We start from the raw sequence: 23,846 nt of genomic DNA on the forward strand, positions 1-23,846 counted from the left end.
ATCATGACCGCACCACGCCCTGCCTGGCTGGATAACGATGACCTTATCTTAAGGCTCTATATCCAGCCCAAGGCCAGCAGGGACTAATGGATGGGGCAACACGGCGAGGAAATCAAACTCGCCATCACCGCCCCGCCTGTTGATGGCAAAGCCAACGCCCACCTCACCAAATTCCTGTCGAAACAGTTCAAAGTGGCCAAAGGCCAGATTGATATCGAAAAAGGTGAGCTTGGCAGACACAAGCAGGTTCGCATTCACAGCCCTTCGCTTTGTCCCGATGCCATCAGTGATCTGATCCCCGCACTTAAGCAGTAATTAAAAGGTGCGTTCTTTCCCGGGCTACTAAGCAAATGGTCTTAGGCGACTCAGCAAATGGACGCACTGGTTTCACCCGACAAGGATATTCGCCATGAAACGTTTCTTTCTCCCGCTGATCAGCGCACTGATGCTGCTCTCCCCCTTCGCACACGCTGGTCAGTCTAAAGGCATCGGCACGTTGGAAGTGCATTACTCGGCGTTTAACTCCACCTTTATCACCCCAAAAGTTGCCAAGGCCTATGATCTGAAACGCAGTGGTGTGAATGCCATCCTGAACATCGCCATTTTAGACAAAGCACAGGCCGGAAAGCCGGCACTCACGGCAACACTGACTGGCGAAGCACGTAATCTTCTAGGCAATAAAAAACCACTGATCTTCCGCGAAGTACGCGAAGGCGATGCGATTTATTATCTGGCTGAACTTCGGTTTGCCAACGAAGAGAATTACGCCTTCACTATTGATATCAGCGCAGAAGGAAACCGCAGCGGAAAACTGACCTTTAACCAGACGTTTTACGCTGACTGACCCCTGTTTATTCAGGTATCATGGCGCCCATTGCGGCGCCTTTTTTTGGTTTTCGATTCGCGGCCGCCCCCAAATTCAGGAGAGAACAATGAGCAAAGTGGTTCTGGCAACAGGTAACGCTGGCAAAGTCAAAGAGATGGCTGATCTGCTACAGGATTTCGGTCTGGAAGTGTTTGCACAAAGTGAGTTCGCGGTAAAAGACGCTGACGAAACTGGCACCACCTTCATTGAAAACGCCATCATCAAAGCGCGCCATGCAGCAAAAGAAACTGGCCTGCCAGCAATCGCAGATGACTCCGGTTTGGAAGTGGATTACCTCAACGGTGCACCGGGCGTTTACAGCGCACGTTATGCCGGAGAGGGAAAAGGCGATCAGGCGAATCTGGAAAAGCTGCTGGAAAATATGGCGGACGCACCGGATGACAAACGCACCGCACGTTTCCACTGTGTGCTGGTTTATATGCGCCACGCCAACGACCCAACACCACTGGTCTGCCACGGCAAATTCGAAGGCACCATCGCCCGTGAAGCGACGGGCTCACACGGTTTTGGTTACGACCCAGTGTTTTACGTCGAAGAATATGGCTGCACACTGGCAAACATTGAGCCTGCGGTGAAAAAGCAAATCTCACACCGCGGTCAGGCGCTGAAGAAGCTGTTTGCTGCCATGAGCGAAGAGAAGTAGTAATCCCCGATGGCGGTTCACATTCCCCTGAGCCTTTATGTTCACATCCCCTGGTGTGTGCAAAAGTGCCCGTACTGCGATTTCAACTCCCACACGCTGAAAGGCGAGGTGCCGGAGCACGACTACATTGATGCCTTACTTGATGATTTGAGGAAAGACCTCAACCGTTTCAAAGGGGTGAGTGGCCGTGAATTGCATTCCATCTTCATTGGTGGTGGTACACCGAGCCTGATGTCACCGGAAGAGATCACCCGCTTGCTGCAAGGCATCGAAGCGCAGATCCCGTTTGATGATGGCATTGAAATCACCATGGAAGCCAACCCCGGCACCGTGGAAGCCGACAAGTTCGTGGCTTACCGCAAAGCTGGCGTGAACCGCATATCGATTGGCGTGCAGAGCTTTGATAACCAAAAGCTCGCCCGTCTTGGTCGCATTCACGGCGCGGATGAAGCCAAACGCGCCGCTAATCTTGCGCACGAAGCTGGGCTTAACAGCTTTAACCTCGATCTGATGCATGGTCTTCCTGATCAAACACCCGAAGGCGCGCTGGATGACCTCAAACAGGCGATTGCGCTCAATCCGCCGCACCTTTCCTGGTATCAGCTCACTATCGAGCCGAACACCCAGTATTACTCCAAGCCCCCAACACTGCCGGATGATGACGATCTTTGGGACATCTTCGAACAAGGCCACAAACTGCTGTCTGATGCCGGTTATGTACAGTATGAAACCTCTGGCTACAGCAAGCCGGGATTCCAGTGCCGTCACAACCTCAACTACTGGCGTTTTGGTGATTATCTGGGTATCGGTTGCGGTGCTCACGGCAAAATTACCTTGGATGACAATACCGTACAGCGCACAGTAAAAGTGAAACATCCGCGCGGATATCTCGATCCTGAGAAAGACTACCTCAGCGAATTGCATATAGTGGAAGCAGATGAACTGCCGTTCGAGTTCTTCATGAACCGATTCCGACTGGTGGAGTCCTGCCCGAAAGCCGATTACCCGGCAAGAACAGGGCTGGCACTCGACACCGTCGAAACGCCGCTTCGACATGCGATTGAGGAAGGCTTGCTGGCTGAGACTGACACCCACTGGCAAGTGACAGAGAAAGGGCGATTGTTCCTGAACGATCTGCTCGCAGGGTTCATCAACGAGTAGGCAGCCAATGCGACGCTGCCTTTTGTTCTCGATAGCAAAGGACAGCGTTGTAGATGAAGAAGTATCTGATTGCCCTTGGCGCTCTGGCGAGTTTCCCGCAACTCGCTTTGGCGCAGAATGCCTTATATGCCGCTTTGCCCGATTGGGTAGAGCCTATCTCCCAAATTCCAGAGATCGACAAAAGCGCCCACTATTACGATCAACAATTTCTGATTGTTGATCGGCAGCTTAACCTTGTCGCGACAAATCCCGTCGAATACAAACGCTACACCAGCAAAGTAGTGTCAATTGAAGGTGTTGAATCCGGCTCCCAGATCTCGATCGAATTCGATCCGTCCTATCAAAAAGTCGCTATCCACCGCCTCGAACTGGTGCGCGATGGCAAAGTGCTGGATCGAAAAGAAACCGCGGAGATCGACCGATTCAAACGGGAGGTTGATCTCGATTCACTGCTCTACAACGGCGATGAAACCCTGCATATCGTCCTCAATGACGTTCAGATGGGCGATGTGATTGATGTTAGCTACACCATAACCGGCTTCAATCCCGTGTTTGGCGAGCGTCGCGAGTGGTACATCAAAACCGGCTGGGCAAGCACGGTGGCACTGGTGAATGCGCGTATTCTGGCCCCTTCAGACAGTGGCATTTCCGTCACCAATCTAGACGGAAAAGGACAGGGCGATTTTCGCCAGACCCGCAATGATGACATCACCACCTTTACCTATCGCGAAACAAACGGCCTGTATGATTTCGACGAACCAGAGCAGCCGCGCTGGTATAACCCCTACCCGTATCTTCATGTTTCTAGCTATAGCAGTTGGAAAGATGTGGTGAGTTGGGCGCTACCACTTTACCAAGCCACGCCGGACGACGAAGAAGTGCAGGCATTGGTGAAAGACATCCAACAAACTTATCCGGATGCGCCGGAGAAGCAGGCTGTGGCTGCGATTCATTTTGTGCAGAACAACATCCGCTATCTGGGTATTGAAAACGGCATTGGCTCGCACAAGCCACGCCCACCAGAGCAAATCCTTTCTCAAGGCTACGGCGATTGCAAAGACAAAGCCCTACTGCTGGTTTCCATGTTGGAAGCCATGGGGATTGAGGCCTATCCAGCATTAGTTGATACCTTCTGGCGCGAACAGCTGCTGCATCAACCTGCTGCACCTTTTAGTTTCAACCATGTAATCGTAGCGCTGAAAAAGGACGGCGAATGGATTTGGGTTGATGCCACCCGTACCCATCAGGGTAACCGCCTCGACACCCTTGCCCAGTCAAGACTCGGCTATGGCCTGATCCTCAAACCTGATAGCGAACAGCTCACCCAGATGGCAACACAGGAAGTTCCTGTGACTCAGGACATCGAGCAGCGTTATGTCGTCAATCATGCCAATGCACAGAGCTATCTGGCGGTGAAAACCACCTATCGCGGGCTGGAAGCTGAGCAATGGCGTCGTTACCTTGAGTCCAAACCGCTTCGTGAGCTTGGAGAGGAATATGCTAACTACTATGCCGGCTTCTTCAGTGGTCTCGACTTCCTGCGTCCGTTGTCTATCAGCGACGATAAAGACCTGAACGAGCTGACAGTCAATGAAGCATACGTGATTGAAGACCTCTGGTCGAAGAGCGATGACACCTATTCGTTTGTGATTTCCGGTGACATTGTTGATGACTACCTGACCAAGCCGGATCTCATCCGTCGCAAAACCCCATTCCGTTTTGGCACCGATGGGGCGGTTCGCCAGAAAATCAAATTGAGTCTTCCTGAAAACTGGAACATAGAGCAGTCCGAAAGCACAGTGAATAATCCGTTTTTCGAATTCAAAAGCTCACTGAAAACCGTGGCCGAACCCGGTGATGTTTTGCTGGATAATACCTATGTGGAAGCGGATTACTACTACCGCGCCAAAACCCGCCACGTTGAAGCCAAAGAGCTGCGTCATTACATGAAACATGTGGATGAGGCCTGGCAAAACGTGGATTACGAGTTTACCTACAGACCGTAAAAAGACAGACAGCAGAAACAAAAACAGCGCGGAAATCCGCGCTGTTTTTCTATCATGTTTTCACTAGCGAACAGTGACAGTTTTCCAGCCTTTCAGCGCAGGAATAAGTTCAGAAATCTCTGATTCCCGATCCTGCCAGACGCCAAGACGAGAACAAAGCTCCTGTCTGACACCCACGGTACGATTGCGCTGCACACGGACTTCATTGGCGAGCTTATCCTGAAGCGTAGCCATCTTCTTGGAGATAAATTCCATGCGATTGTTCTGACCAGCGCTCAATGCCGCTATGTCCATCAAGCCACGGCTCGAAACGGTGGCGATTAACTGCGGCAGGCTTGATTCCAGTTCGCGTACTGTGTGGGTCAGCGCTCTATGGTTAAGCTGTGGCGAATGATCCTCAGCGTAAAACGAGGCACTGACACTGCGTTGCAGATGCTGGTGGAACTGACCAAACTCACCACGAAGGCTGCTTTGTTCACCCAATTCTGTCGCCAACACGCCATCAAGCGCACGCCAGGAGGTTTGCAGCTCATCAGACAAAGATTTACTGATAAATGGTAAATCAGCACGCACTCTCTCGCTATAAGCGGTGAGAGAGGCCTTCTGTGCATCATTCAGACTAACGCGGTGTACATCGACATAGAGGTTGCCGTTGGGCTCGATGCGGAACGTATTATTGTTCTGCTCGATAAAGATACTGTTGGACTTGATTTCAATATCGCCATGAAGCTCAGGGCGACAAGCGTCCGCCGCCGCAAGAAATGGCAACATCGCCAACAACGCACAGGATACTTTCAGCATATTTGTCAGACTCACAATTCCCATAGACCTTCTCCGCATCTCAGGCTTAGACGGTGCAACCCTGTTTAGAAGTCACACCTGTCCAGGCACTAGTGTCTGACTTCAGACCCTAGAAGATTGAACGGCCGATGCGCTCTGCCAGCAGTTCTAGTGCTGCTGTGCCCGCGAGGGAGTTGCCTGATGGATCCAGCTCCGGTGACCAGACGGCGATAGACATTTCGCCCGGCACGATTGCAATGATCCCACCACCGACGCCGGATTTACCCGGCATGCCAACTCGGTAAGCAAACTCCCCAGCGCCATCGTACAAACCGCAGGTGGCGAGAAGCGCATTCACCTGCTTACTCTGAGTCTGGCTGACAATTGTTTTTTCTGCGCCTAAAGGAAGTCCCTTATTTGCCAAATAGTTAAAGGTCTTTGCCAAATCCACACAGCTCATTTGAAGTGCACAGTAATGGAAATAATTGGCCAGTACCGGCATCACATCGTTGTCGAAATTGCCGAAAGCCCTCATCAGATAAGCGATTGAGGCATTGCGATCGCTGTGATCCATTTCGGAAGATGCCACCACTTTGTCGTAGCAAATATGCTCGTTACCGGACAGTCGACGAACGAATTCCAGCATACGTTGACGGGGTGCAGAAAGACGACTGTGGAGCATGTCGCATACCACCAGCGCGCCAGCATTGATGAATAGATTTCGGGGGATCCCCTGCTCCATTTCCAACTGGATCATCGAGTTGAATGCCTGACCGGAAGGCTCTTTACCCACCCGATGCCAAATCTCCTCTGGCTGGTAATTTTGCAGGGCTAGCGTGAGACTGAGCACCTTGGAAATAGACTGAATAGAAAAGGCTTCTTCGGCATCACCCGCTTTGATGATTTCGCCGTCGTTGTAGCACACCGCGATACCCAACTTAGAGGCTGGCACTTTTTTCAGAGCCGGAATATAGTCGGCGACTTTGCCCTGTCCGATCAGCGGACGAACTTCTTCCAGGATACTGCTCAAAAGCTCTGGGGTGGGTTTCATTGCTATCTCCAGTGGTCAAAAAAGCCAACACGAGGTTGGCTTTTAACGTTCAAATCCGGCGCTAATGTAACGAAGATAAGCGCCGAAAAAGTATGACTTTATTATTAATCGATGCGGGCGTATTTCATGTCCCATACACCATGGCCCAAACGATGGCCACGGGCTTCGAATTTGGTCAGAGGACGCTCTTCAGGGCGTGGAATGTAAGGACCGTCTACTGCTGTATTTTTGTAGCCTGGCGCTACATCCATCACTTCAACCATATGTTCAGCATAGTTTTCCCAGTCCGTCGCCATGTGGAATATGCCACCGATTTTCAGCTTGTCACGCAGCATTTGAACAAATGCAGGCTGAACGATACGGCGCTTGTGGTGACGCGCTTTGTGCCATGGGTCTGGGAAGAAAAGCTGAACGGTTTCAAGGCTAGCGACTGGCAGCATGTGCTCGAACACTTCAACCGCGTCGTGACACATTACGCGCAGGTTAGTGATACCTGCGTCGCGCGCTGCCATCAAACATGCACCAACACCTGGGCTGTGCACTTCGATACCGATGAAGTTTTTCTCCTGTGCATTCTTTGCCATTTCAACCAAAGATGCGCCCATGCCGAAACCGATTTCAAGCACGACTGGGTTGTCGTTGCCGAACACTTCTGTCCAATTGAGTTGCTTCTCTTCGAAGTCGATACCCATGGTCGGCCAGCAATCGTTCATTGCTTGCTCCTGACCTTTGGTCAAACGCCCTTCGCGACGTACAAAGCTTCTGATCTTACGAATAACTTTGCCGTCTTCGTTCAATTCGGTTTTGATGACTTCTGCCATGGTGTTATGCCTGCAACTCAATAATGAAGAAAAGTTAAGCGGATCGCGCATTATCCAAAGATTGCGCCTCGGTGCAAGCTCTGTACGCCTGACGTACAAATCTTTCCAGAAAACGTGGTCTTTTTTACACAGCGACCGTAGTAGACTGTCCGCCAATAAAGATAACAAAGAGCAAGCAAAGTGAGTCAGTCTTTTTCCGATGCCATCTTGACGTGGTATGACAAATTCGGGCGTAAAACCCTGCCGTGGCAGCAAGAAAAAACACCTTACAAAGTGTGGCTGTCAGAAATCATGTTGCAGCAAACACAGGTTGCGACGGTTATCCCCTATTTCGAACGCTTTATGGCTCGCTTCCCCACTGTGGTGGACTTGGCCAATGCCGACCTTGATGAAGTGCTGCACCTCTGGACTGGGCTTGGCTACTACGCCCGCGCCCGTAACCTGCATAAAGCGGCGCAGAAAATCGCCACTGAATTTGGTGGCGAATTCCCAACAAACATTGAAGATGTGATGGCACTACCCGGTATCGGCCGCTCAACCGCCGGTGCTGTGCTTTCACTGTCACTCGGTCAACACCATCCAATTTTAGATGGTAACGTAAAGCGAACCCTTTCCCGCCACTTCGCCGTTGAAGGCTGGCCAGGCAAAAAGCCCGTCGAGAATCTTCTTTGGCAACATGCGGAAGCAAATACACCTGCCGACGGTGTACAACGCTACAACCAGGCAATGATGGACATGGGTGCGATGATTTGTACCCGAAGTAAACCCAAGTGCGATATCTGCCCCGTCAACTACAGCTGTGAAGCCAATGCTCAAGGACGTCAGGCAGATTTTCCCGGCAAGAAACCTAAGAAAACCATTCCGGAAAAAGAAACCTGTTTTGTGTTGTTCCAGTACCAAGACCAAATATGGCTGGAGCAGCGACCACCAGCGGGACTTTGGGGCGGATTGTGGTGCCTGCCAGAAACCCCAGAGCAAACCGCTGAGGGTTTTATCTCCCATAAACTGGCGGCAAACATCCATGAGAAACCTGAACATCTGACGGCGTTTCGTCACACCTTCAGCCATTTTCACTTAGATATCGTGCCTGTTCGCGTCAAGTTACACAGTAAGCCCGATAACATTGGGGAAAACGGGATCATGGAAGGCAACGGCGGGCTTTGGTATAACTTAACCCAACCAGCGAAAGTCGGGCTGGCAGCACCGGTACAAAAGCTGCTGGAAAGCCTGACAAGAGAGCTAGAAGTCTAAAATAACTAGGAGCTTAATGATGAGCCGCACTGTATTTTGTCAGCGCCTGAAAAAAGACGCGGACGGTCTGGATTTTCAACTTTATCCGGGTGAGCTGGGTAAGCGCATCTTCGACAACATTTCCAAAGAGGCGTGGGCATTGTGGCAGAGCAAGCAAACCATGCTGATCAATGAGAAAAAGCTCAACATGATGGATCCAGAGCACCGCAAACTGCTTGAAGAGGAAATGGTGAAGTTCCTGTTCGAAGGTCATGACACTGTGATCGAAGGCTACACTCCTCCTTCAGAGTAAGGCTTTCTGCACACAATCTGTCTTACAGCTTTGTATTTAAAAGCATCTTGATTACGCTAATCGGGATGCTTTTTTGTTTTTACACGGGAACTGACCTTGCGCCGCTTATTCACAATGCTTCTTCTGGTAATCATCACTTCTGGCTGCAGCCGAGAATTGGTTGAATCGACACTTGGAGTCAGTTACGAAACCACTAATCGTTTCGCCAAAAATCTCGCCCCCCTTCCGGGCCAGTTTGAAAAAGACTTCGCTGCACTTGATAAGCTTATCAACGGTTTCAGCGGTGATATCGAAGTGCGTTGGGGTAAAGACGAAATCTACATTTCCGGGAAGCGCGATTATGTTAAGTACACCGACAACTACATGAGCCGGGCCCGCGTCGATTTCGCCAACGGCCTGGTCACCATCGAAACGGTTGCCACTACCGAGCCAAAACAGCATCTCAAGCAGGCGATCGTCACCACCCTTTTGACACCCAACGATCCCGCGTCTGTCGATCTTTATTCCGCCGCAGATGTTCCCTTATCCGGCGCCCCTTTTCTACAAGGACAAATACTGGATCAAGACGGAAAAGAGATCGCTTGGGAATGGCGAGCTAACCGTTATGCCGATTATCTTCTCGCCAACAAAATCAAAACCAATTCACTACGATTCCAGAAGGTTTTCTACGTTGAAATCCCTATGGTGAAAGATCACTCTAGCAAGCGCCGTTACCAATATGCGGATCTTATCCGGGATGCTTCACGTCGATATGGCATTTCAGAAGAGCTGATTTACGCCATCATCAAAACCGAAAGCAGCTTCAACCCTTACGCAGTGAGTTGGGCTAATGCGTATGGTCTGATGCAGGTGGTTCCAAAAACCGCTGGGCGTGATGTCTTTAAACTGGTGAAAAAGCGCCCAGGCGAACCATCACCCGAATACTTGTTTGACCCGGCTAAGAACATTGATGCGGGTACCGCCTATTTCTACATACTGAAAACGCGATACCTCAAAGACGTGCGTGATCCGCTTTCCAAACACTACAGCATGATCTCTGCCTATAACGGCGGAGCCGGCAATGTGCTGAAAACCTTCCACCGCTCCGACCGAAAACGGGCAATGAACGATTTAAACCGCTTAAATCCTAATCAGGTGTATTGGGCTTTAACTAAAAAACACCCATCGTCAGAGTCGAGACGTTATCTAGAAAAGGTCACTAAGTTCCAAAAAGAATTCCGTTCTATGCAATAAAAATGCGGGAAACACTGGAAAATCTGGGGCTTTTTAAACCAAACAGGTGAAAAAGCCATCAAACGGTCTTATTTGACGTTTTTTTTAAAAAAAGGTGTTGACGGTAAGCCTCAAAATCCGTTTAATGCACCTCGTTGCCTCGATAGCTCAGTCGGTAGAGCAGGGGATTGAAAATCCCCGTGTCGGTGGTTCGATTCCGCCTCGAGGCACCATATTTCAGTAATCGATAGTTCGGTTACTAGGGAATGTGGCTCAAGTAAGAAGCAACGTTTCCACGGTTTGTGTGCCGGCTTAGCTCAGTTGGTAGAGCAACTGACTTGTAATCAGTAGGTCACCAGTTCGACTCCGGTAGCCGGCACCACTTTTTTTGATGTAGAGTCTTGCGCTTACATCATTGCCTCGATAGCTCAGTCGGTAGAGCAGGGGATTGAAAATCCCCGTGTCGGTGGTTCGATTCCGCCTCGAGGCACCATTATTAAAAATGGTGTTTGATAAGATAACTTATCGACAACATACAATTCCCCCTTAGTTCAGTCGGTAGAACGGCGGACTGTTAATCCGTATGTCGCTGGTTCAAGTCCAGCAGGGGGAGCCACTTAAGAAGCCTAGTCGAAAGACTGGGCTTTTTTTCGTCTGTGCGTTGGCGCGTTGCGCCAATATGTCGCTGACGGAAGGCCGCCCCGTTCCAGCAGGGGGAGCCAATTAAGAAGCCTAAACTAGGCGTCCCCGACGAAAGACTGGTTTTTTTTACGTCTGTACATTCGCGGATTGCGCCAATATGTCACTGTAGGCACCCTGCCTAAGCCACGGGTTAGAGTTCATCGGCGAACAATGCAAGAAAGCCCGCTGTTGCCAGAGGACTTTCTTCATCTTTAATTTACAACTCTCAATATCAGGCGTTGTATTCCATACCAGCCGATAAGCGGAATGTGCCGCGAGCGGTGCGTCCTTCATCAAGATATGAAAAGTCTTCGCAAAGTTCTGTGACCAGCGCGATCCCCCTTCCACATCGAGCAACAGAATCATCTAATGTGCTGTCACCCTCTTCGTAGTAGAAGCCTTCACCATTGTGCGATACATAGAATGTTAGTTCGCGCTTACTCGGTTTGAACGAAATGCCCACTTCCAGATAAGCAAAGCGGTTAAGTGCGTCCAGCCTAGATTGACGTTCCATGTAGTAATCGAGGAAGCCTTCGTCGTCGACTTTCAAATTTGAAGCAAGCTTCAGTAATCCATGTTCCAACCCATTGTTGGCAAGCTCTGACATGATGGTACACATCAAATCCAGATCGATATTACTGCCCAATGTGCCTTTGAGCATGCGGCGAATTTCCCCCACCAGATTCACCTTGCGAAGCTCGTCGGCACCAAAGTATACCGTTAACTGAGCCGGTGAGCGCCGCTCATAATACTCAGGTTCTCCGGGCTGCAACTCTACACGGCTAAAGATTGGAGCGGTCATTTCCAGCATCGACATGTCATCGCCTACTCCACCGCCTTGAGTAAAGTTGATCACGTGTTCGCGAATGGCTTCAATAATGCTTGGCTGGTTATCGGAAAACATCACTTCCAGCCCTTCTTCACCGAGCTCCCTGCCCTCAGCATCTCGCGCTTCTATTACACCATCAGTAAAGAAAAATAGCTTATCTCCCTCTTCCATTCGGAGAGCAACAAGATTGGCTTCGAAATCGTTTGAGTCCATCGCACCAAGCGCCATATGTGCAGAAGGAAGACGCACTTTGATTTCCCCATGTTTGTCGAGCAAGTAGCCATCTGGCATTCCACCACCCCACCAGTTCACCTCCAAACCGTTAGCTGACACTTCAACAAGGTTTGCCGCTACCAGCATGCCAGGTGGTAGGAACTTCTTCAGGGTCTCATTCATTTCCTTAACGATATCGCCAAGCGCGAAACCGTTTTGGGTCATTGCAAAGAAGGCTTTAGTAGCTGGAATGGTAGAAATGGCGGCGGGCAAACCATGGCCGGTTGCATCCGCGAGCATGGCATAAATACCGCCTTGTGGCCGGGGAGTAACCAAAACGACATCACCATTAAAATTGGTGTAGGAGCTGGTGTAAAACTCAACACCCTCAGCTTCCTGATAACAGGCTTGCATCAGGTTACTGAAGATGGTTTCCGCCATCGTATGCTCATACAGGGTGTGCGCCTGAAAGTGCTTGAGCTTATCTCGCTGTTCGGAAACTTCATTGTATAAACGAATGTTCCGGCAATGTGCACGCACTTTGGCGACGATAGTGGTGCGACTTATAGGTTTAGCAAGGAAGTCATCCCCCAGTGTCATGCAGCGATTGAACGCGTCGTTATCCGTGATCCCTGTTAAAAACATAATCGGGAGGTAGCTGCTACGGTAACGCATACGAATTTGCTTAGCGGCCTCAAAACCATCCATGACTGGCATTAACACATCCATGATGATCAGATTGGGCAACTCTTCCAGAGATTCGAGAATATCTAACGCCATCTGACCATTGTCGGCAATCAGCAACTCGTTAAACTCATCCTTAAGCACATATTCAAGGAAACACTGCAGCGAAACTTCGTCTTCAACGATTAGCACTTTCATCCGCCACCTCGAGAATCGAATTACTCGATAATAAACTTCTTCTCGAAGCGGGCGATCACCAACACGCGTTTGATCTGCGGCATCGTGTTAATAAGACGGATATCCCCTTCCTTTTTGTTGAGGAAGCTCTGCATGTTAAGCAACATACCCAGCCCCGCACTGTCGATATATTCTGTACCCCGAAAATCGACCACAATGTCCTTACCCTGGCAATCCGTATAGGCGTCACGAAACTCCTGCACAACGCTGAAGTCAAACTGCCCATTGACGTGGATTACCACTGATTTACCGTCACTTTTTTCTTCACGACTGATGGCCATAATGTCTCCTAAAACAATTCTATGTCGCCTTCATCTGCAGACATTTGTTTTGCCGGTGCCCGCTCAGCTGAGCCAGCCATTTTTTCAATATCATCCACTGCTTTGTGGAGGGCAATCCAATCCACATTTCCTGATGCCAGACTCTCAGTGATCAGGTCATTCAAATCTTCCAAAATATGGAGATTGTTAAGCACGTGCTGGCCCTGCTGCGACACAATGTCAGCAAACTGTAGACCCTGAATACTCTTGGATACTTCTGCGCGAACTGCCTCGCCTTGCTCGGTCATTTTCCCAATTTCCAAAGTGACTTGGTTATTCACTTCCTGAACCCCTTTCAGAAGCGATTCGATACGCGTTTTGGATTCAATGGACGTGGTCATGTCGAGCGTAGCTATCTCACCCACAATCGCGCTGGTTTGTTTGACTGTGTCCTGAGCGAGATTGATATCGCGATGAATTTGGCTGTTCAATGTCGACGCCCGGTTTGCCAAATCACGTACCTCTGACGCGACTACCCCAAAGCCACGGCCCAACTCACCGGCTCTCGCCGCTTCTATGGCAGCATTAAGTGCCAGTAGGTTGGTTTGATCTGACATTGCCTGAACCTGATCAAGAAGGCCAAATACCGCCTGGAGTTTTTCTGACATGTCATGGATACAGTGAATCGCCGTGATGGATTTCTCCGAAACCTGGACTAATAGATCAATATACTGATCAATGGCTTGTTCGGTCTCCGGTAACACTTTGGCGAGATTGTATTCACTGTCTTCGTTGTTAAGAAGTTCAGTCACCATGTATTTTGCGAGTGTTGACTGTTCGCCAACAGCACGCTCCATACCAAAAAAACTGGAATTTAGATTGTGAACTGAGTCGTGAATCACTTCCTGCTGTCTGTCAAGCTGCTCCCTGATGGGGATCAGCTCAATATTCAGGATACTGTGAATCTTATGCAAAATCGCCGTCGACTCGTAAGAGACTGTGTTGTCGTCTTGAGGAGTGTCTTCATAGCCCGTCCCCACCACAACTTGAACGCTTGCAGCACTCTCTTTCTGGTTCACTAACAACAACATAGCCAACGAAACAGCGACTGCTACAGACACTGTTAAAGGTGTTTGCGCCACCACCATCGGGTAGAAAGCCGCGGCGATCCCCAACAACGCGATAACCCATCTAACACTTTTTCTATCCATACACTTTGCCTACCAGGTACGTTGCGATTTTTTCTAATGGCAGCACATGTTGCGCTGCTTCTATTTCTACAGCAGCCCCTGGCATACCCCACACAACTGAGCTTTTCTCATCCTGCGCCACCGTCACCGCACCAGCTTGCCGCATTTTCAACATGCCTTGCGCACCGTCCCTACCCATACCAGTCAGAAGAATTGACATTGCACGGCTTCCTGCTGCTTCAGCAACTGAGAAAAACATCACATCAACGGATGGTTTGTGGCGTTGAACAGGCTCACCGTCATTGCGGACGCAATAGTAGCGACCAGAGCGTTTAATCACCTGTATATGTTCATCACCGGGAGCAACATAGACACGACCATTAACCAGCGGGGCTTTGTCCGAAGAGAGTTCTTCTACCTGCAATTTGGAAGCCCGGTTAAGCCTCTCTGCAAAGGATTTACTGAAAACGGCTTTGATGTGCTGGGTAATGATAATCGGTGGCATCATCTCAGGGAGCGCCTCCAATAAATTACGAACTGCTTCCGTGCCCCCTGTTGAAGCACCAATGGCAATAATGTCAAAGTCCGAGCGGAAGTGACGTCCAGAAACGCTAATTTCACCTTGTGAACGATGTGTCGCGCCAGCAATGTTGGCTGTTGCTGCCATCTTCACTTTCTCTGTGACTAACTGGCGATAGTTATCCATTTCTGCCGCTACGTTCTCCGTAGGTTTCGGGAAGTAGTCGACCGCGCCCAAATCAAGTGCCGCCAGTGTGGCTTCCGCCCCATGTTGTGTAAGCGTTGAAATCATAACTACTGGCAAAGGATAAAGACGCATTAAGTTTCTAAGGAACTGGACGCCATCCATCTTAGGCATTTCGATGTCTAAAGTGATCACATCGGGCTTGAGCTTCTTGATCTTCTCTCGCGCTTCATAAGGATCAACGGCGACACCCACCACCTCAAGCTGAGGTTCTGAATCAATAATTTCACTGAGCAATGCTCTAAATACGGCAGAGTCATCAACAATTAGTACCTTATGTACTCTTTTTCCCATTAAAAAAGCTCCGCACTGTCGTCGTCATGTCGTTTCGCCTCATTCACCAAGCGGCGTTTATAGGTGCTTTCTTCTGCTTCTACCTCACCACGATAACCACGAAGCTTCTTCACCCAGGCCTTGCCTGTCATAGGGTCAAACACTACCTTTCTGGGAAACTCACTGCCCAAATCTTCCCCTACCAGCGTTAGCCCTTCGTTTTTGATGTAGTTGCGGATGAACTCGATATTCTTTTCACCCACATTAGCCTGCTTCCCCATCACAGTGCCCCCGCCGAATAGTTTCACTCTAAGGCGGCTTTTTATCCCCCCCTGCTGGATCAGGGTGTTTATCAAAAGCTCCATGGCATAATTGCCATATCGCGCAGCATTGGAGCGCCATTGGGTAGGGTCCCAACCCTCAATATCGTCCGCATCGCCGAATGGCAACATAAAGTGGTTCATGCCACCAAGTTCGACGAAAGGATCCCAAACACAGGCAGAGATACATGAACCCAGCCCTGTTGAGATCAATTCACGCTCGTTGGTCACATAGACCTCACCGGGCTGAATCTTAACCATCATCATTTGCTTACCGGGGTGGTAGAAACGCCGTGCCCCTGCCCCGATAGGACAACCGGTAAGCTCTAAAATCTTATGCATACAGAGCTCTGTTCGATGTTAATGCAGGACGGGGACCCCGAAGCCTAGGGTTTCCGAAACATGGTTTGACCCAAGTTCTCAAACTGGCTTCCCATCTGTCCGATGCTTTCTGAGTGGCCGATAAAAAGAATGCCGCCGCTTCCAAGCTTTTCCCAATAACGCTGAATAAGCTTCTGCTGCACATCTTTCTCAAAATAAATCATGACATTACGACAAAAAATGGCATCTAGTGGACCCTTATGGGGCCAACTCCCCATCAGGTTCAGTTGCTTAAACGTGATCGCCTGTTGAAGTAAGGGTTTCACTTTTAGCAGTTCCTGTTTTTTCCCTTTACCGCGGATAAAGCCATGCCGTAGCATCTTGTCTGGAATCGCTTTCATGGCATCAATACCGTAAGTACCGTTTCTCGCCACTTCCAGCACCTGTGTATCGAGATCTGTCGCCAGAATTTTGCAATCGTAGTTGGGCGTTAGCACACCACACGCTGCCAGCGTTGATGCGATGGTGTAGGGTTCCTCTCCTGTTGAACAGCCTGCAGACCAGATGCGGATCCGGCGTTTCTTTTGCTGCTTCCACTTCATCACCAACGTGTTTGCCAGAAAGTCAAAGTGGTGCTTTTCGCGAAAAAACTGGGTTTTATTGGTAGTCAGAGCGTTGATAAACGCTACCCGCTCATCCAGGTCTCTTTCAACACAGTCAAAGTAGTCCCGAAAATTATCAAGCCCCATGCGTCGTAAGCGTCTTGCCAGTCGTCCATACACCATGGAATTTTTACGCTCAGAGAGAGAAATACCCGTCTCTCTGAGCATAAACTCTTGAATATAATTAAAATCCTTATTGGTGAACTCAAACTCACGTTGCTCTTCGATTTGGCTCAGTGCCTGAATGGCGTCCACCGTTAGAATTCCTCCCAGTCATCTTCAGCAGCCTTCGAAGACACTGCAGGCGCTGGTCCATTGGCCACTTTCTTGGCAGGTGCAGGTACTGACGCCCTTGGCGCTGCAGGCGCACTTCCGGAAAAGCTCTTAATCGGCTCTCTCGCTGCACTGAAGCCAGTCTTGGCAGTGTCCACCTGGAAGAAGCCAATCAAGTTGAGAAGTTCACTACCTTCATCACGCAATGACTGGCTGGCCGCCGAGGCCTCTTCCACCAATGCCGCGTTCTGCTGGGTCATCTCATCCATCTTGACCACGGCTTTAGAAATCTCATCAATACCAGTGGCTTGCTCCTGACTCGCGGAGTTGATCTTGCTAATCAAGGTACTGACTTCACCCACCGCATCGACGATCTCATTCAGCATCTCACCGGACTCATCAACCAACCTTGAGCCTTCAGATACCTTCTCAACACTGTCTTTGATGAGATCTTTAATTTCTTTTGCCGCACCTGCACTTCGCTGTGCCAGGTTACGCACTTCACCGGCAACGACCGCAAATCCACGACCTTGCTCACCGGCACGCGCCGCCTCAACAGCGGCATTCAGTGCCAGTAAGTTGGTTTGGAAGGCAATTTCATCAATCACGCTAATAATGTCGGAGATACGCTTACTCGCTTTGTTAATCTCCCCCATCGCCTTCACGGTCTGTTTCACCACTTCACCACCCTTCTGAGCCTTGGTACTGGCATCCAGTGACAAACGGTTTGCAGCATTAGCACTTTCCGCATTCTGCTTCACGGTAGAAGTCATCTCTTCCATGCTCGCAGCGGTTTCTTCAAGACTTGCTGCCTGTTCTTCAGTACGTTCGCTGAGGTCTGAGTTACCCTCCGCAATTTCACCCGAAGCTGAAGCGACACGGGAAGATGATGCTGTGATCTTCTCAACCATGTCACGAAGGTTAGTGATAGAGGTATTGACGGCGTCGCTAAGCAACGCAAACTCCCCTTTGTAGTCTTCCGGCATATTCACCTTGAGGTTACCGGCAGAGACTTTGGACATAACGTCTTTACAGTTATTTAGTGGTCCAACCATAGAATCCAGCAAGCCATTGATGCCACCACTCAGGTTTGCCATAAAGCCGGTGTATTTGGTCGTGTCGATACGCGTGTCTAAGCGTCCTTCAGAGGCTGCTTCTATAAGCCCTTGAACATCACGCTGGCCTGCCATTTGCTGGGTAATATCCTCCCACTGCAGCGCTGGGCCAATGTAGTTACCGGCAGAGTCATACATGGCAATACAGGTTAGGGAAAATTCAAGGTTCCCCACTTTAATTTCAGCGGTGTATGGCAAGCGGTCAGGGTTACTGATGATGCTGCGCTGGTGAGCGGGGTTCTTATGGAAAATATCGATATTCTTCCCTTCCAAGGCATCAGCCTGAAAGCCAGGGAAAATTCCTCGTAACTCACTTTCCCTGCTACCTAGCAGTTTCTTCAATGCGGGATTGTAATAGGTAATATTGCCGTCTTTGTCAGCCATCATGATATTTGTGGTCATGCCTTCCACAGCAGAAACCAAGCGCCCAACTTCCACTTCACGCTCACGTTCTGCCGTCACATCACGCCACTCAAGGCTGTTACCAATGTAATTACCTTTCGCATCAACAATCGCGGCAACATTAAGCTCAATGGTAATCCCTGCGACCTGAATGTCGGTCTTGTAAGGTAGGTTATTGGGGTCAGACAAAAGCTGGCGCTGGTGCGCCGGATTCTTGTGGAATTCATCAATACAGCGACCCATCAGCCAATCTCTGGTCGCCGTGAAGCCGGGCCAAACTTGTTTAAATGACGCTTGATGAGTTTCGAACAACTTGACAGTTTCTTCGTTGATATAGGTAATGGCGAAGTCTCTGTCGATAAGTACCATCGCCGTTAGAGACTGATCAATCGCCGCCTGTAAACGAGCGCGTTCGTTGTCCGTTTTCAGAGCTTCGGTGATGTCATCCCATTCCAACGTGTTGCCGATGAAATCACCTTTGTCATCGGTGACCGCTCCCACCACCAAGCGAAGAGTAACATCGTCCACCTGAATGTTGGTTTCGTAGGGAAGATTGGCGGGGTTTGACAGCAGCTGTCGCTGATGCGCCGGGTTAGTATGGAACATGTCGATACATGCCCCGACGATCCACTCTTTTTCAGCACGGAAGTTCGGCCACTTAGATCGGAACATGGCTTCATGCGTCTTTAACAATTCCATGGATTTGTTGTTAACGTAAAACACCTTGAAGTCCCGATCGACCATCATCAGCGCCGTTTGCGCCGAGTCCAGAGCGGAAACAATATGCGCCTTTAGTCCCTGATCTTTTTGTGTGTTTTCAGTTGTAGCTGTTTGATCTTTCTTCCACCACGACATAATTGTTATTCCTCGCTAACCAGATCTGGCTGCGTTACTTCATGCAACTCGTCAAAATCGAACAGTTTTTCTAAACGAATCAACACCAAGTGTTTGCCCTCGACAGATGCGATACCTTCGATGTACCGCTCATCAATTTTCACAAAGCCGGGTGCCGATTTAATTTGGCTTTCGGAAAGCTGATATACCTCAGCAACCGCATCAACGATAATACCCAGGGATTGACCTTTCGCATTCCGCACAATAACGACCACCGTGGTTTTGCTCAAAACCGACGGAGCCATGTTGAAGCGCTGCCTGAGATCGACGATGGGTATGTACTCACCGCGAAGCTCTAACACTCCCAGCAGGTAGCTCTCGCTGTTGGGCAACTTGCGCACTTCCGACCAACCACGAACTTCCTTCACATCAAGAATGTTCAGTCCGTACTCTTCCTCATCAATAAGGAAGCTGAGGTATTCCATAACTTCTTCAGACATCTTTCACTCCTCAATGCACCAGGTTGTCGATATCGAGGAGCGCATCTACATCCAGAAGGCTCATCACCTGCGCATCAACATTCAGTAGGCCACTAACAAACGGCATGACGACCGAATCACCAATCGGCGGGATCAAGCTGTTGTCTCCCATATCGATCACGTCTGATACTGCATCGACAACAATCCCCATCATGCGGTTTCCAGCGTTCTCACCGGCTTTAAGGATTAACACAACGGTTGTAGGCAGGTATTCCACCTTACCGATATTGAAACGTACACGGAGATCCATAATGGGCACGATCATTCCGCGCAAGTTGATCACGCCAAGGATAAATTCAGGCGCCCTTGGGATAAGTGTCGGCGATTCCCAGACTCGGATTTCTTCAACTCTCTGGATATCGACGCCATAAAGCTCATGCGCTAAATCGAAACTCAGAAAGTCAGAGCCTTTAAGTCGGTCGCCGCCGTCGACTATTTCGTCTTTATTTTCCGCTGCAGCCAGAGCTTGCTCACTCATTTACTCCTCCTATGCCGCAATATGGTTGTTTGCATCGCTGACACGGCTGAGGAAGCCCGACATCAGCCCTTGCACATCCAAAATCAGCGACACCGAACCATCACCAAGAATGGTCGCGCCTGAAATACCATTTACGCGGGTGTAATTCGACTCAAGGCTCTTAATAACGACTTGTTGCTGCCCGAGCATCTCGTCAAGTAGCAAGCCAATACGATTTCCACCTGCCTCCACCAGACAAAGCAGTTGCTTGTCTAGTGTGCCAGATTCGCCGAGACAGAACTCTTCTTTTAAGCGAAGGATAGGTATGTTTTCATCACGCAGGCGGTATAGCTCTACCCCTCCGGTCGCCACTTTCACGCGGTCCGATTCAATCTGAATGGATTCAATAATTGAAATGAGTGGTACAACAAAAACCTGATCAGCGAGTTTCACCAATTGCCCATCAAGAATGGCCAGTGTGAGTGGGAGACTGATTCTGAAGACACTACCTTCATCGGCTTTTGAATCTACTTCGATATGCCCGCCAAGATCTTCAATGTTCCGTTTCACTACATCCATACCAACACCCCGACCGGAAACATCCGAGACAACTTCTGCTGTGGAGAAGCCCGGTGCGAAGATCAGGTTGTAGACCTGATGATCAGACAGATCATCTATCGAGGTTTCTGAATGGAGCAGGCCTTTTTCAATGGCTTTCTTCCAGACTCTTTCTTTGTTGAGGCCAGCACCATCATCTCGCACCTCAATAACGATGGAGCCTCCTTGATGATAGGCATAGAGATTGACACGACCTGTTTCTGACTTACCTTTTTCAAGTCGGACTTCAGGCGATTCCAAACCGTGGTCGACGGCATTGCGCACCAAGTGAACCAATGGGTCAGTGATGCGCTCAAGAACGGTCTTATCAAGCTCAGTCTGCTCACCTTCGATAATAAGCTCAACGCTCTTACCTAGTTGGGAAGATAAGTCACGGATAAGACGAGGGAAGCGATTGAATGCAAAACTGATCGGCAGCATGCGAATGTTCAATACACTCTCCTGCAGTTCTTTGGTGTTTTGCAACAGTTGATCTAGCCCCGCCTGCAAGCGTTCAAGTTTGCTCTCAGAGAAGTTTTGGCCAAGTTCGGTGAGCATTGATTGAGTTATAACCAGCTCACCAACGAGGTTAATAAGGTTATCTACCTTATCGATTTCCACTCGGATAGATGAGACAGCATCGGCTTTAGATGCAGTTGCTTTCGTCGGAGCTTTAGGTTTTGCAGATACCGGAGAGGGGACACTATTTTCTTGTGCTGGTTCAGCTTCTGTTGGCGCATCCTCTAAAACAACTTCTTCAACCTGCTCGCCTTCAGCTTGGGTGATTTCAAGATCGCACTCATCTTCAACCCACTCGAAGATTTCCTCAAGCTGGTCACGGGTGACTACGCCATCTACCGTGATCTTCCAACTGAGGTAACACATTTCAGGCTCAATCTCGCTGAGCGTTGGTAAGGTATCCTGAACGCATTCGATCACGCATTCGGCACCGAGATCGAACATCTCACGAAGAATACGAACCGGATCATTGCCCGAGAAAAACATCTCTTTATGGGGCTTAAAGTGAATAATCCAGTCACCCGCACTACTGCCCTGTTCAGGCTGAAGTTTGTCAGCGTTGGCAGTAGGTACTGCATCACCAGATGTGACTCCGCCGTTGAGCAGATCATTAAGCTGGTCAGTCAACGCATCTCTCAGTGCATGGTCGAAATCTGTACCAGTTTCGTAAGCCACCAACATGCTGTTAATACAATCGCCCCCTTTGAGGAGCAAATCAATGGTAGTAGTATCAAGACGACGCTTTCCTTCTCTGGCTTCGTCGAGCAACGTCTCCATAACATGAGTAAACTGGCTGATCTCATTGAGATTAAAGGTCGCACCACCACCTTTGATCGAATGAGCAGCCCGGAAAATCGTGTTAATGATGTCTAGATCAACCTCTGCATCCGGGTCAAGGGCAAGCAGCTCACGCTCCAGGACTTCAAGGTTCTCACGACACTCCTCATAGAAAATCCGGCGCAGTTGATCCATGTCCAAAGCCATAGTGTTCTCCTTGGTTCAACACTTAAATGACGCGTTGCAGGGTCTTCAATAGCGTATCGGGATTAAAAGGCTTAACAATCCAGCCAGTTGCACCAGCTGATTTACCTATGCTTTTTTTCTCTGCTGACGTTTCAGTGGTCAGCATCAGAATCGGTGTAAATTTGTATTGCGGTACAGAACGTACCTGACGGACAAACTCAAGCCCGTCCATGTTTGGCATGTTGACGTCAGAGATGATGACATCATATTGGCCTGACTTGGCTTTAAGCAGCGCTTCAGCGCCGTCATTAGCCGTTTCTACCTGATAGCCCGCTTCTTTGAGCGTATGACTAACCATTTGGCGAATAGATACAGAATCGTCCGCCGCTAGAATTTTTCGCATACTGTCACCCTGATTGAACTACCTGAAAAACTTACTCAGCAAAATCGACTAAGCCTAACGGCTCAACCAACCCTAACGTTTTTGCTGCCCCTACAAGTTCACCGGACGCACCTTCCCACTTCCAACCTTTAGACTGGTTGTTGCAGAGGTTTCTGGCGGTGAGTAGAAGTTGTAATCCTGGCGCATCAACACGTGATACTTTGCTACCATCGATCAGCAAGCTGTCAGACTGCTCAAATTCGGCTTGCAGGCGATCTTTTAGGTCCATCACCTGTGTAATGTCTAGTTGTTCTCCCAATGAGAATCCCATCGAAGAATTCCCTCCCCTAACGATTGACTTACATCGAAAAGCTTTGCGTAACAATAAGTGTAGCAATATTGAGAAGAAAGGGAGGCTTTTAAATCATTGCATCCTTAATGATACAATTGATAGCAATAATGACATCACTGCCTAAAGTATAAGTCACTTTTTAAAAAAAGGTTTTACGTTTTTAAGGACATATGAAAGCAGTAAAGGAATGTTAAGCCCACATTAACGCATTAGTGACTGGTTAAAGCCAAACCAGCTTGGTGCAATTCAACGCGAATTAGGCGAAAAAGCAGCAGTCAAACGATATGGGTAAGAAATTACTTTGACATCAACCCAGCACTACTATTTAATGGCGCCCGTTGCCTCGATAGCTCAGTCGGTAGAGCAGGGGATTGAAAATCCCCGTGTCGGTGGTTCGATTCCGCCTCGAGGCACCAAATTCAAGAAAGTGTTGCTACCTTTTCCGCTTCGCGGAAATGTGCCGGTCCCTGGCCGGGCGCGGTCAATTCCGCCTCCAGGCAACGCGGTAAGTGAAATGGTGCAGATACAACAGCAACGTTTCCACGGTTTGTGTGCCGGCTTAGCTCAGTTGGTAGAGCAACTGACTTGTAATCAGTAGGTCACCAGTTCGACTCCGGTAGCCGGCACCATCTAAAACGAAAAAGCCTCGTCATTGACGATAACACCTATCACTTAAGGTTTAAGGTGCTTAGAGCGAACAGGGTAGCGAGTTTTATTAATACGAACGGTCCTCGCTTTGGGCCGTTTTCTTTTTTTGGGGAGTATGTAGCGTTTCACTCTCTCCCGCATGGCTCTTAGCTTTCTCGGGATTGAGCCGGGGGCTGCTATCGCACACCACATCAGCTCATCCTGAATATCTCTCAATGCCATCATAAAA

22 protein-coding genes, 6 tRNA genes and 2 pseudogenes are annotated in these 23,846 nt (G+C 49.4%); 14 read left to right on the plus strand and 16 right to left on the minus strand.

Features of this window, described 5'->3' with window-relative positions; all coding sequences use genetic code 11:
* Window positions 1-3 precede the first annotated feature (3 nt).
* The 5 genes and pseudogenes from yggU to GMA8713_RS03740 all read left to right on the plus strand — a co-directional run bounded on the left by yggU (window position 4) and on the right by GMA8713_RS03740 (window position 4,696).
* A pseudogene (yggU, locus tag GMA8713_RS03720) lies at window positions 4-315 on the plus strand (DUF167 family protein YggU).
* A gap of 94 nt (window positions 316-409) precedes the next feature.
* Entirely contained in the window at window positions 410-844 is a 435-nt protein-coding gene (locus tag GMA8713_RS03725) for a DUF4426 domain-containing protein (RefSeq protein WP_062705828.1), read from the plus strand.
* 88 nt (window positions 845-932) lie between these two features.
* Window positions 933-1,529, plus strand: a complete 597-nt coding sequence (locus GMA8713_RS03730) for an XTP/dITP diphosphatase (protein ID WP_062705831.1) — start codon at window positions 933-935, stop codon at window positions 1,527-1,529.
* 9 nt (window positions 1,530-1,538) lie between these two features.
* Entirely contained in the window at window positions 1,539-2,690 is a 1,152-nt protein-coding gene (hemW, locus tag GMA8713_RS03735) for a radical SAM family heme chaperone HemW (RefSeq protein ID WP_062705834.1), read from the plus strand.
* A 53-nt stretch (window positions 2,691-2,743) separates the two neighbouring features.
* Window positions 2,744-4,696, plus strand: coding sequence for a DUF3857 domain-containing transglutaminase family protein (locus GMA8713_RS03740; protein ID WP_062705838.1), 1,953 nt, complete (start codon window positions 2,744-2,746; stop codon window positions 4,694-4,696).
* Between the two features lie 63 nt (window positions 4,697-4,759).
* On the opposite strand, the gene GMA8713_RS03745 is transcribed toward GMA8713_RS03740, so the two are convergent.
* The 3 genes from GMA8713_RS03745 to trmB form a co-directional block, all read right to left on the minus strand.
* Window positions 4,760-5,521, minus strand: a complete 762-nt coding sequence (locus GMA8713_RS03745; RefSeq protein ID WP_062705839.1) for a DUF2884 family protein — start codon at window positions 5,519-5,521, stop codon at window positions 4,760-4,762.
* Window positions 5,522-5,606: 85 nt separating this feature from the next.
* Entirely contained in the window at window positions 5,607-6,527 is a 921-nt protein-coding gene (glsB, locus tag GMA8713_RS03750; RefSeq protein WP_062705841.1) for a glutaminase B, read from the minus strand.
* Between the two features lie 104 nt (window positions 6,528-6,631).
* Window positions 6,632-7,348 carry a tRNA (guanosine(46)-N7)-methyltransferase TrmB gene (gene trmB, locus GMA8713_RS03755; protein WP_062705843.1) on the minus strand — a complete coding sequence of 239 codons (717 nt, stop codon included), beginning with the start codon at window positions 7,346-7,348 and terminating at the stop codon, window positions 6,632-6,634.
* Between the two features lie 180 nt (window positions 7,349-7,528).
* On the opposite strand from trmB, the gene mutY reads away from it, so the two are divergent.
* The 7 genes from mutY (at window position 7,529) to GMA8713_RS03795 (ending at window position 10,719) form a co-directional block, all read left to right on the plus strand.
* Window positions 7,529-8,599 carry an A/G-specific adenine glycosylase gene (gene mutY / locus GMA8713_RS03765; RefSeq protein WP_062705847.1) on the plus strand — a complete coding sequence of 357 codons (1,071 nt, stop codon included), beginning with the start codon at window positions 7,529-7,531 and terminating at the stop codon, window positions 8,597-8,599.
* A 19-nt stretch (window positions 8,600-8,618) separates the two neighbouring features.
* A complete protein-coding gene (locus GMA8713_RS03770; RefSeq protein ID WP_046304361.1) occupies window positions 8,619-8,891 on the plus strand; it encodes an oxidative damage protection protein in 273 nt (90 codons plus the stop codon).
* Between the two features lie 114 nt (window positions 8,892-9,005).
* Entirely contained in the window at window positions 9,006-10,124 is a 1,119-nt protein-coding gene (gene mltC, locus GMA8713_RS03775) for a membrane-bound lytic murein transglycosylase MltC (RefSeq protein WP_198159445.1), read from the plus strand.
* Window positions 10,125-10,260: 136 nt separating this feature from the next.
* Window positions 10,261-10,336 (plus strand) — tRNA-Phe (locus tag GMA8713_RS03780).
* A 73-nt stretch (window positions 10,337-10,409) separates the two neighbouring features.
* Window positions 10,410-10,485: transfer RNA gene (locus GMA8713_RS03785), tRNA-Thr, on the plus strand.
* A 35-nt stretch (window positions 10,486-10,520) separates the two neighbouring features.
* A tRNA-Phe gene (locus tag GMA8713_RS03790) sits at window positions 10,521-10,596 on the plus strand.
* A 47-nt stretch (window positions 10,597-10,643) separates the two neighbouring features.
* Window positions 10,644-10,719, plus strand: a tRNA-Asn gene (locus tag GMA8713_RS03795).
* A gap of 297 nt (window positions 10,720-11,016) precedes the next feature.
* Here GMA8713_RS03795 and GMA8713_RS03800 read toward each other — a convergent pair.
* Genes GMA8713_RS03800 through GMA8713_RS03855 form a run of 12 tightly spaced genes read right to left on the minus strand, consistent with a single transcriptional unit; the run spans window position 11,017 to window position 22,948 of the window.
* Entirely contained in the window at window positions 11,017-12,708 is a 1,692-nt protein-coding gene (locus GMA8713_RS03800; protein WP_062705853.1) for a SpoIIE family protein phosphatase, read from the minus strand.
* Between the two features lie 20 nt (window positions 12,709-12,728).
* Window positions 12,729-13,028, minus strand: a complete 300-nt coding sequence (locus GMA8713_RS03805) for an STAS domain-containing protein (protein ID WP_062705855.1) — start codon at window positions 13,026-13,028, stop codon at window positions 12,729-12,731.
* 8 nt (window positions 13,029-13,036) lie between these two features.
* Window positions 13,037-14,218, minus strand: coding sequence for a methyl-accepting chemotaxis protein (locus tag GMA8713_RS03810; protein ID WP_062705858.1), 1,182 nt, complete (start codon window positions 14,216-14,218; stop codon window positions 13,037-13,039).
* Window positions 14,211-15,254: a protein-glutamate methylesterase/protein-glutamine glutaminase gene (locus GMA8713_RS03815; protein WP_062705861.1), complete on the minus strand. Its 1,044-nt coding sequence runs from the start codon at window positions 15,252-15,254 to the stop codon at window positions 14,211-14,213. The genes GMA8713_RS03810 and GMA8713_RS03815 overlap by 8 nt, the downstream gene beginning before the upstream one ends.
* Complete coding sequence (locus tag GMA8713_RS03820; RefSeq protein WP_062705864.1) at window positions 15,254-15,895, minus strand: chemotaxis protein CheD; 642 nt, start codon at window positions 15,893-15,895, stop codon at window positions 15,254-15,256. Before GMA8713_RS03820 ends, GMA8713_RS03815 begins: the two co-directional genes overlap by 1 nt.
* Before the next feature lie 44 nt (window positions 15,896-15,939).
* Entirely contained in the window at window positions 15,940-16,791 is an 852-nt protein-coding gene (locus tag GMA8713_RS03825; protein ID WP_062705867.1) for a CheR family methyltransferase, read from the minus strand.
* A gap of 2 nt (window positions 16,792-16,793) precedes the next feature.
* Complete coding sequence (gene aer2, locus GMA8713_RS03830) at window positions 16,794-19,181, minus strand: aerotaxis transducer Aer2 (RefSeq protein ID WP_062705870.1); 2,388 nt, start codon at window positions 19,179-19,181, stop codon at window positions 16,794-16,796.
* A gap of 5 nt (window positions 19,182-19,186) precedes the next feature.
* Window positions 19,187-19,660, minus strand: a complete 474-nt coding sequence (locus tag GMA8713_RS03835) for a chemotaxis protein CheW (protein ID WP_062705873.1) — start codon at window positions 19,658-19,660, stop codon at window positions 19,187-19,189.
* Between the two features lie 10 nt (window positions 19,661-19,670).
* A complete protein-coding gene (locus tag GMA8713_RS03840; RefSeq protein ID WP_062705876.1) occupies window positions 19,671-20,177 on the minus strand; it encodes a chemotaxis protein CheW in 507 nt (168 codons plus the stop codon).
* A gap of 9 nt (window positions 20,178-20,186) precedes the next feature.
* Entirely contained in the window at window positions 20,187-22,256 is a 2,070-nt protein-coding gene (locus GMA8713_RS03845; protein WP_062705879.1) for a chemotaxis protein CheA, read from the minus strand.
* 22 nt (window positions 22,257-22,278) lie between these two features.
* Window positions 22,279-22,638 (minus strand): response regulator, encoded by a 360-nt coding sequence (locus tag GMA8713_RS03850; RefSeq protein ID WP_062705882.1) that lies wholly within the window; start codon window positions 22,636-22,638, stop codon window positions 22,279-22,281.
* A gap of 31 nt (window positions 22,639-22,669) precedes the next feature.
* Window positions 22,670-22,948 carry an STAS domain-containing protein gene (locus GMA8713_RS03855; protein ID WP_062705885.1) on the minus strand — a complete coding sequence of 93 codons (279 nt, stop codon included), beginning with the start codon at window positions 22,946-22,948 and terminating at the stop codon, window positions 22,670-22,672.
* A 361-nt stretch (window positions 22,949-23,309) separates the two neighbouring features.
* Here GMA8713_RS03855 and GMA8713_RS03860 point away from each other — a divergent pair.
* Together GMA8713_RS03860 and GMA8713_RS03865 are read left to right on the plus strand one after the other, a co-directional pair.
* A tRNA-Phe gene (locus GMA8713_RS03860) sits at window positions 23,310-23,385 on the plus strand.
* Window positions 23,386-23,522: 137 nt separating this feature from the next.
* Window positions 23,523-23,598: transfer RNA gene (locus GMA8713_RS03865), tRNA-Thr, on the plus strand.
* Window positions 23,599-23,641: 43 nt separating this feature from the next.
* On the opposite strand, the pseudogene GMA8713_RS28000 reads toward GMA8713_RS03865, so the two are convergent.
* Window positions 23,642-23,846: pseudogene (locus GMA8713_RS28000) on the minus strand (IS4 family transposase); the annotation flags it as partial.

Origin of the sequence: Grimontia marina (genome assembly GCF_900060185.1) — a bacterium.
In the GTDB taxonomy this organism is placed as follows: Bacteria; Pseudomonadota; Gammaproteobacteria; order Enterobacterales; family Vibrionaceae; genus Enterovibrio; species Enterovibrio marinus.

Coding starts and splice junctions, on each gene's coding strand:
- GMA8713_RS03725 (WP_062705828.1), top strand. CDS start 410: ATGAAACGTTTCTTTCTCCCGCTGATCAGCGCACTGATGCTGCTCTCC.
- GMA8713_RS03730 (WP_062705831.1), top strand. CDS start 933: ATGAGCAAAGTGGTTCTGGCAACAGGTAACGCTGGCAAAGTCAAAGAG.
- hemW (WP_062705834.1), top strand. CDS start 1,539: ATGGCGGTTCACATTCCCCTGAGCCTTTATGTTCACATCCCCTGGTGT.
- GMA8713_RS03740 (WP_062705838.1), top strand. CDS start 2,744: ATGAAGAAGTATCTGATTGCCCTTGGCGCTCTGGCGAGTTTCCCGCAA.
- GMA8713_RS03745 (WP_062705839.1), bottom strand. CDS start 5,521: ATGGGAATTGTGAGTCTGACAAATATGCTGAAAGTATCCTGTGCGTTG.
- glsB (WP_062705841.1), bottom strand. CDS start 6,527: ATGAAACCCACCCCAGAGCTTTTGAGCAGTATCCTGGAAGAAGTTCGT.
- trmB (WP_062705843.1), bottom strand. CDS start 7,348: ATGGCAGAAGTCATCAAAACCGAATTGAACGAAGACGGCAAAGTTATT.
- GMA8713_RS03770 (WP_046304361.1), top strand. CDS start 8,619: ATGAGCCGCACTGTATTTTGTCAGCGCCTGAAAAAAGACGCGGACGGT.
- mltC (WP_198159445.1), top strand. CDS start 9,006: ATGCTTCTTCTGGTAATCATCACTTCTGGCTGCAGCCGAGAATTGGTT.
- GMA8713_RS03800 (WP_062705853.1), bottom strand. CDS start 12,708: ATGAAAGTGCTAATCGTTGAAGACGAAGTTTCGCTGCAGTGTTTCCTT.
- GMA8713_RS03805 (WP_062705855.1), bottom strand. CDS start 13,028: ATGGCCATCAGTCGTGAAGAAAAAAGTGACGGTAAATCAGTGGTAATC.
- GMA8713_RS03810 (WP_062705858.1), bottom strand. CDS start 14,218: ATGGATAGAAAAAGTGTTAGATGGGTTATCGCGTTGTTGGGGATCGCC.
- GMA8713_RS03815 (WP_062705861.1), bottom strand. CDS start 15,254: ATGGGAAAAAGAGTACATAAGGTACTAATTGTTGATGACTCTGCCGTA.
- GMA8713_RS03820 (WP_062705864.1), bottom strand. CDS start 15,895: ATGCATAAGATTTTAGAGCTTACCGGTTGTCCTATCGGGGCAGGGGCA.
- aer2 (WP_062705870.1), bottom strand. CDS start 19,181: ATGTCGTGGTGGAAGAAAGATCAAACAGCTACAACTGAAAACACACAA.
- GMA8713_RS03835 (WP_062705873.1), bottom strand. CDS start 19,660: ATGTCTGAAGAAGTTATGGAATACCTCAGCTTCCTTATTGATGAGGAA.
- GMA8713_RS03840 (WP_062705876.1), bottom strand. CDS start 20,177: ATGAGTGAGCAAGCTCTGGCTGCAGCGGAAAATAAAGACGAAATAGTC.
- GMA8713_RS03845 (WP_062705879.1), bottom strand. CDS start 22,256: ATGGCTTTGGACATGGATCAACTGCGCCGGATTTTCTATGAGGAGTGT.
- GMA8713_RS03850 (WP_062705882.1), bottom strand. CDS start 22,638: ATGCGAAAAATTCTAGCGGCGGACGATTCTGTATCTATTCGCCAAATG.
- GMA8713_RS03855 (WP_062705885.1), bottom strand. CDS start 22,948: ATGGGATTCTCATTGGGAGAACAACTAGACATTACACAGGTGATGGAC.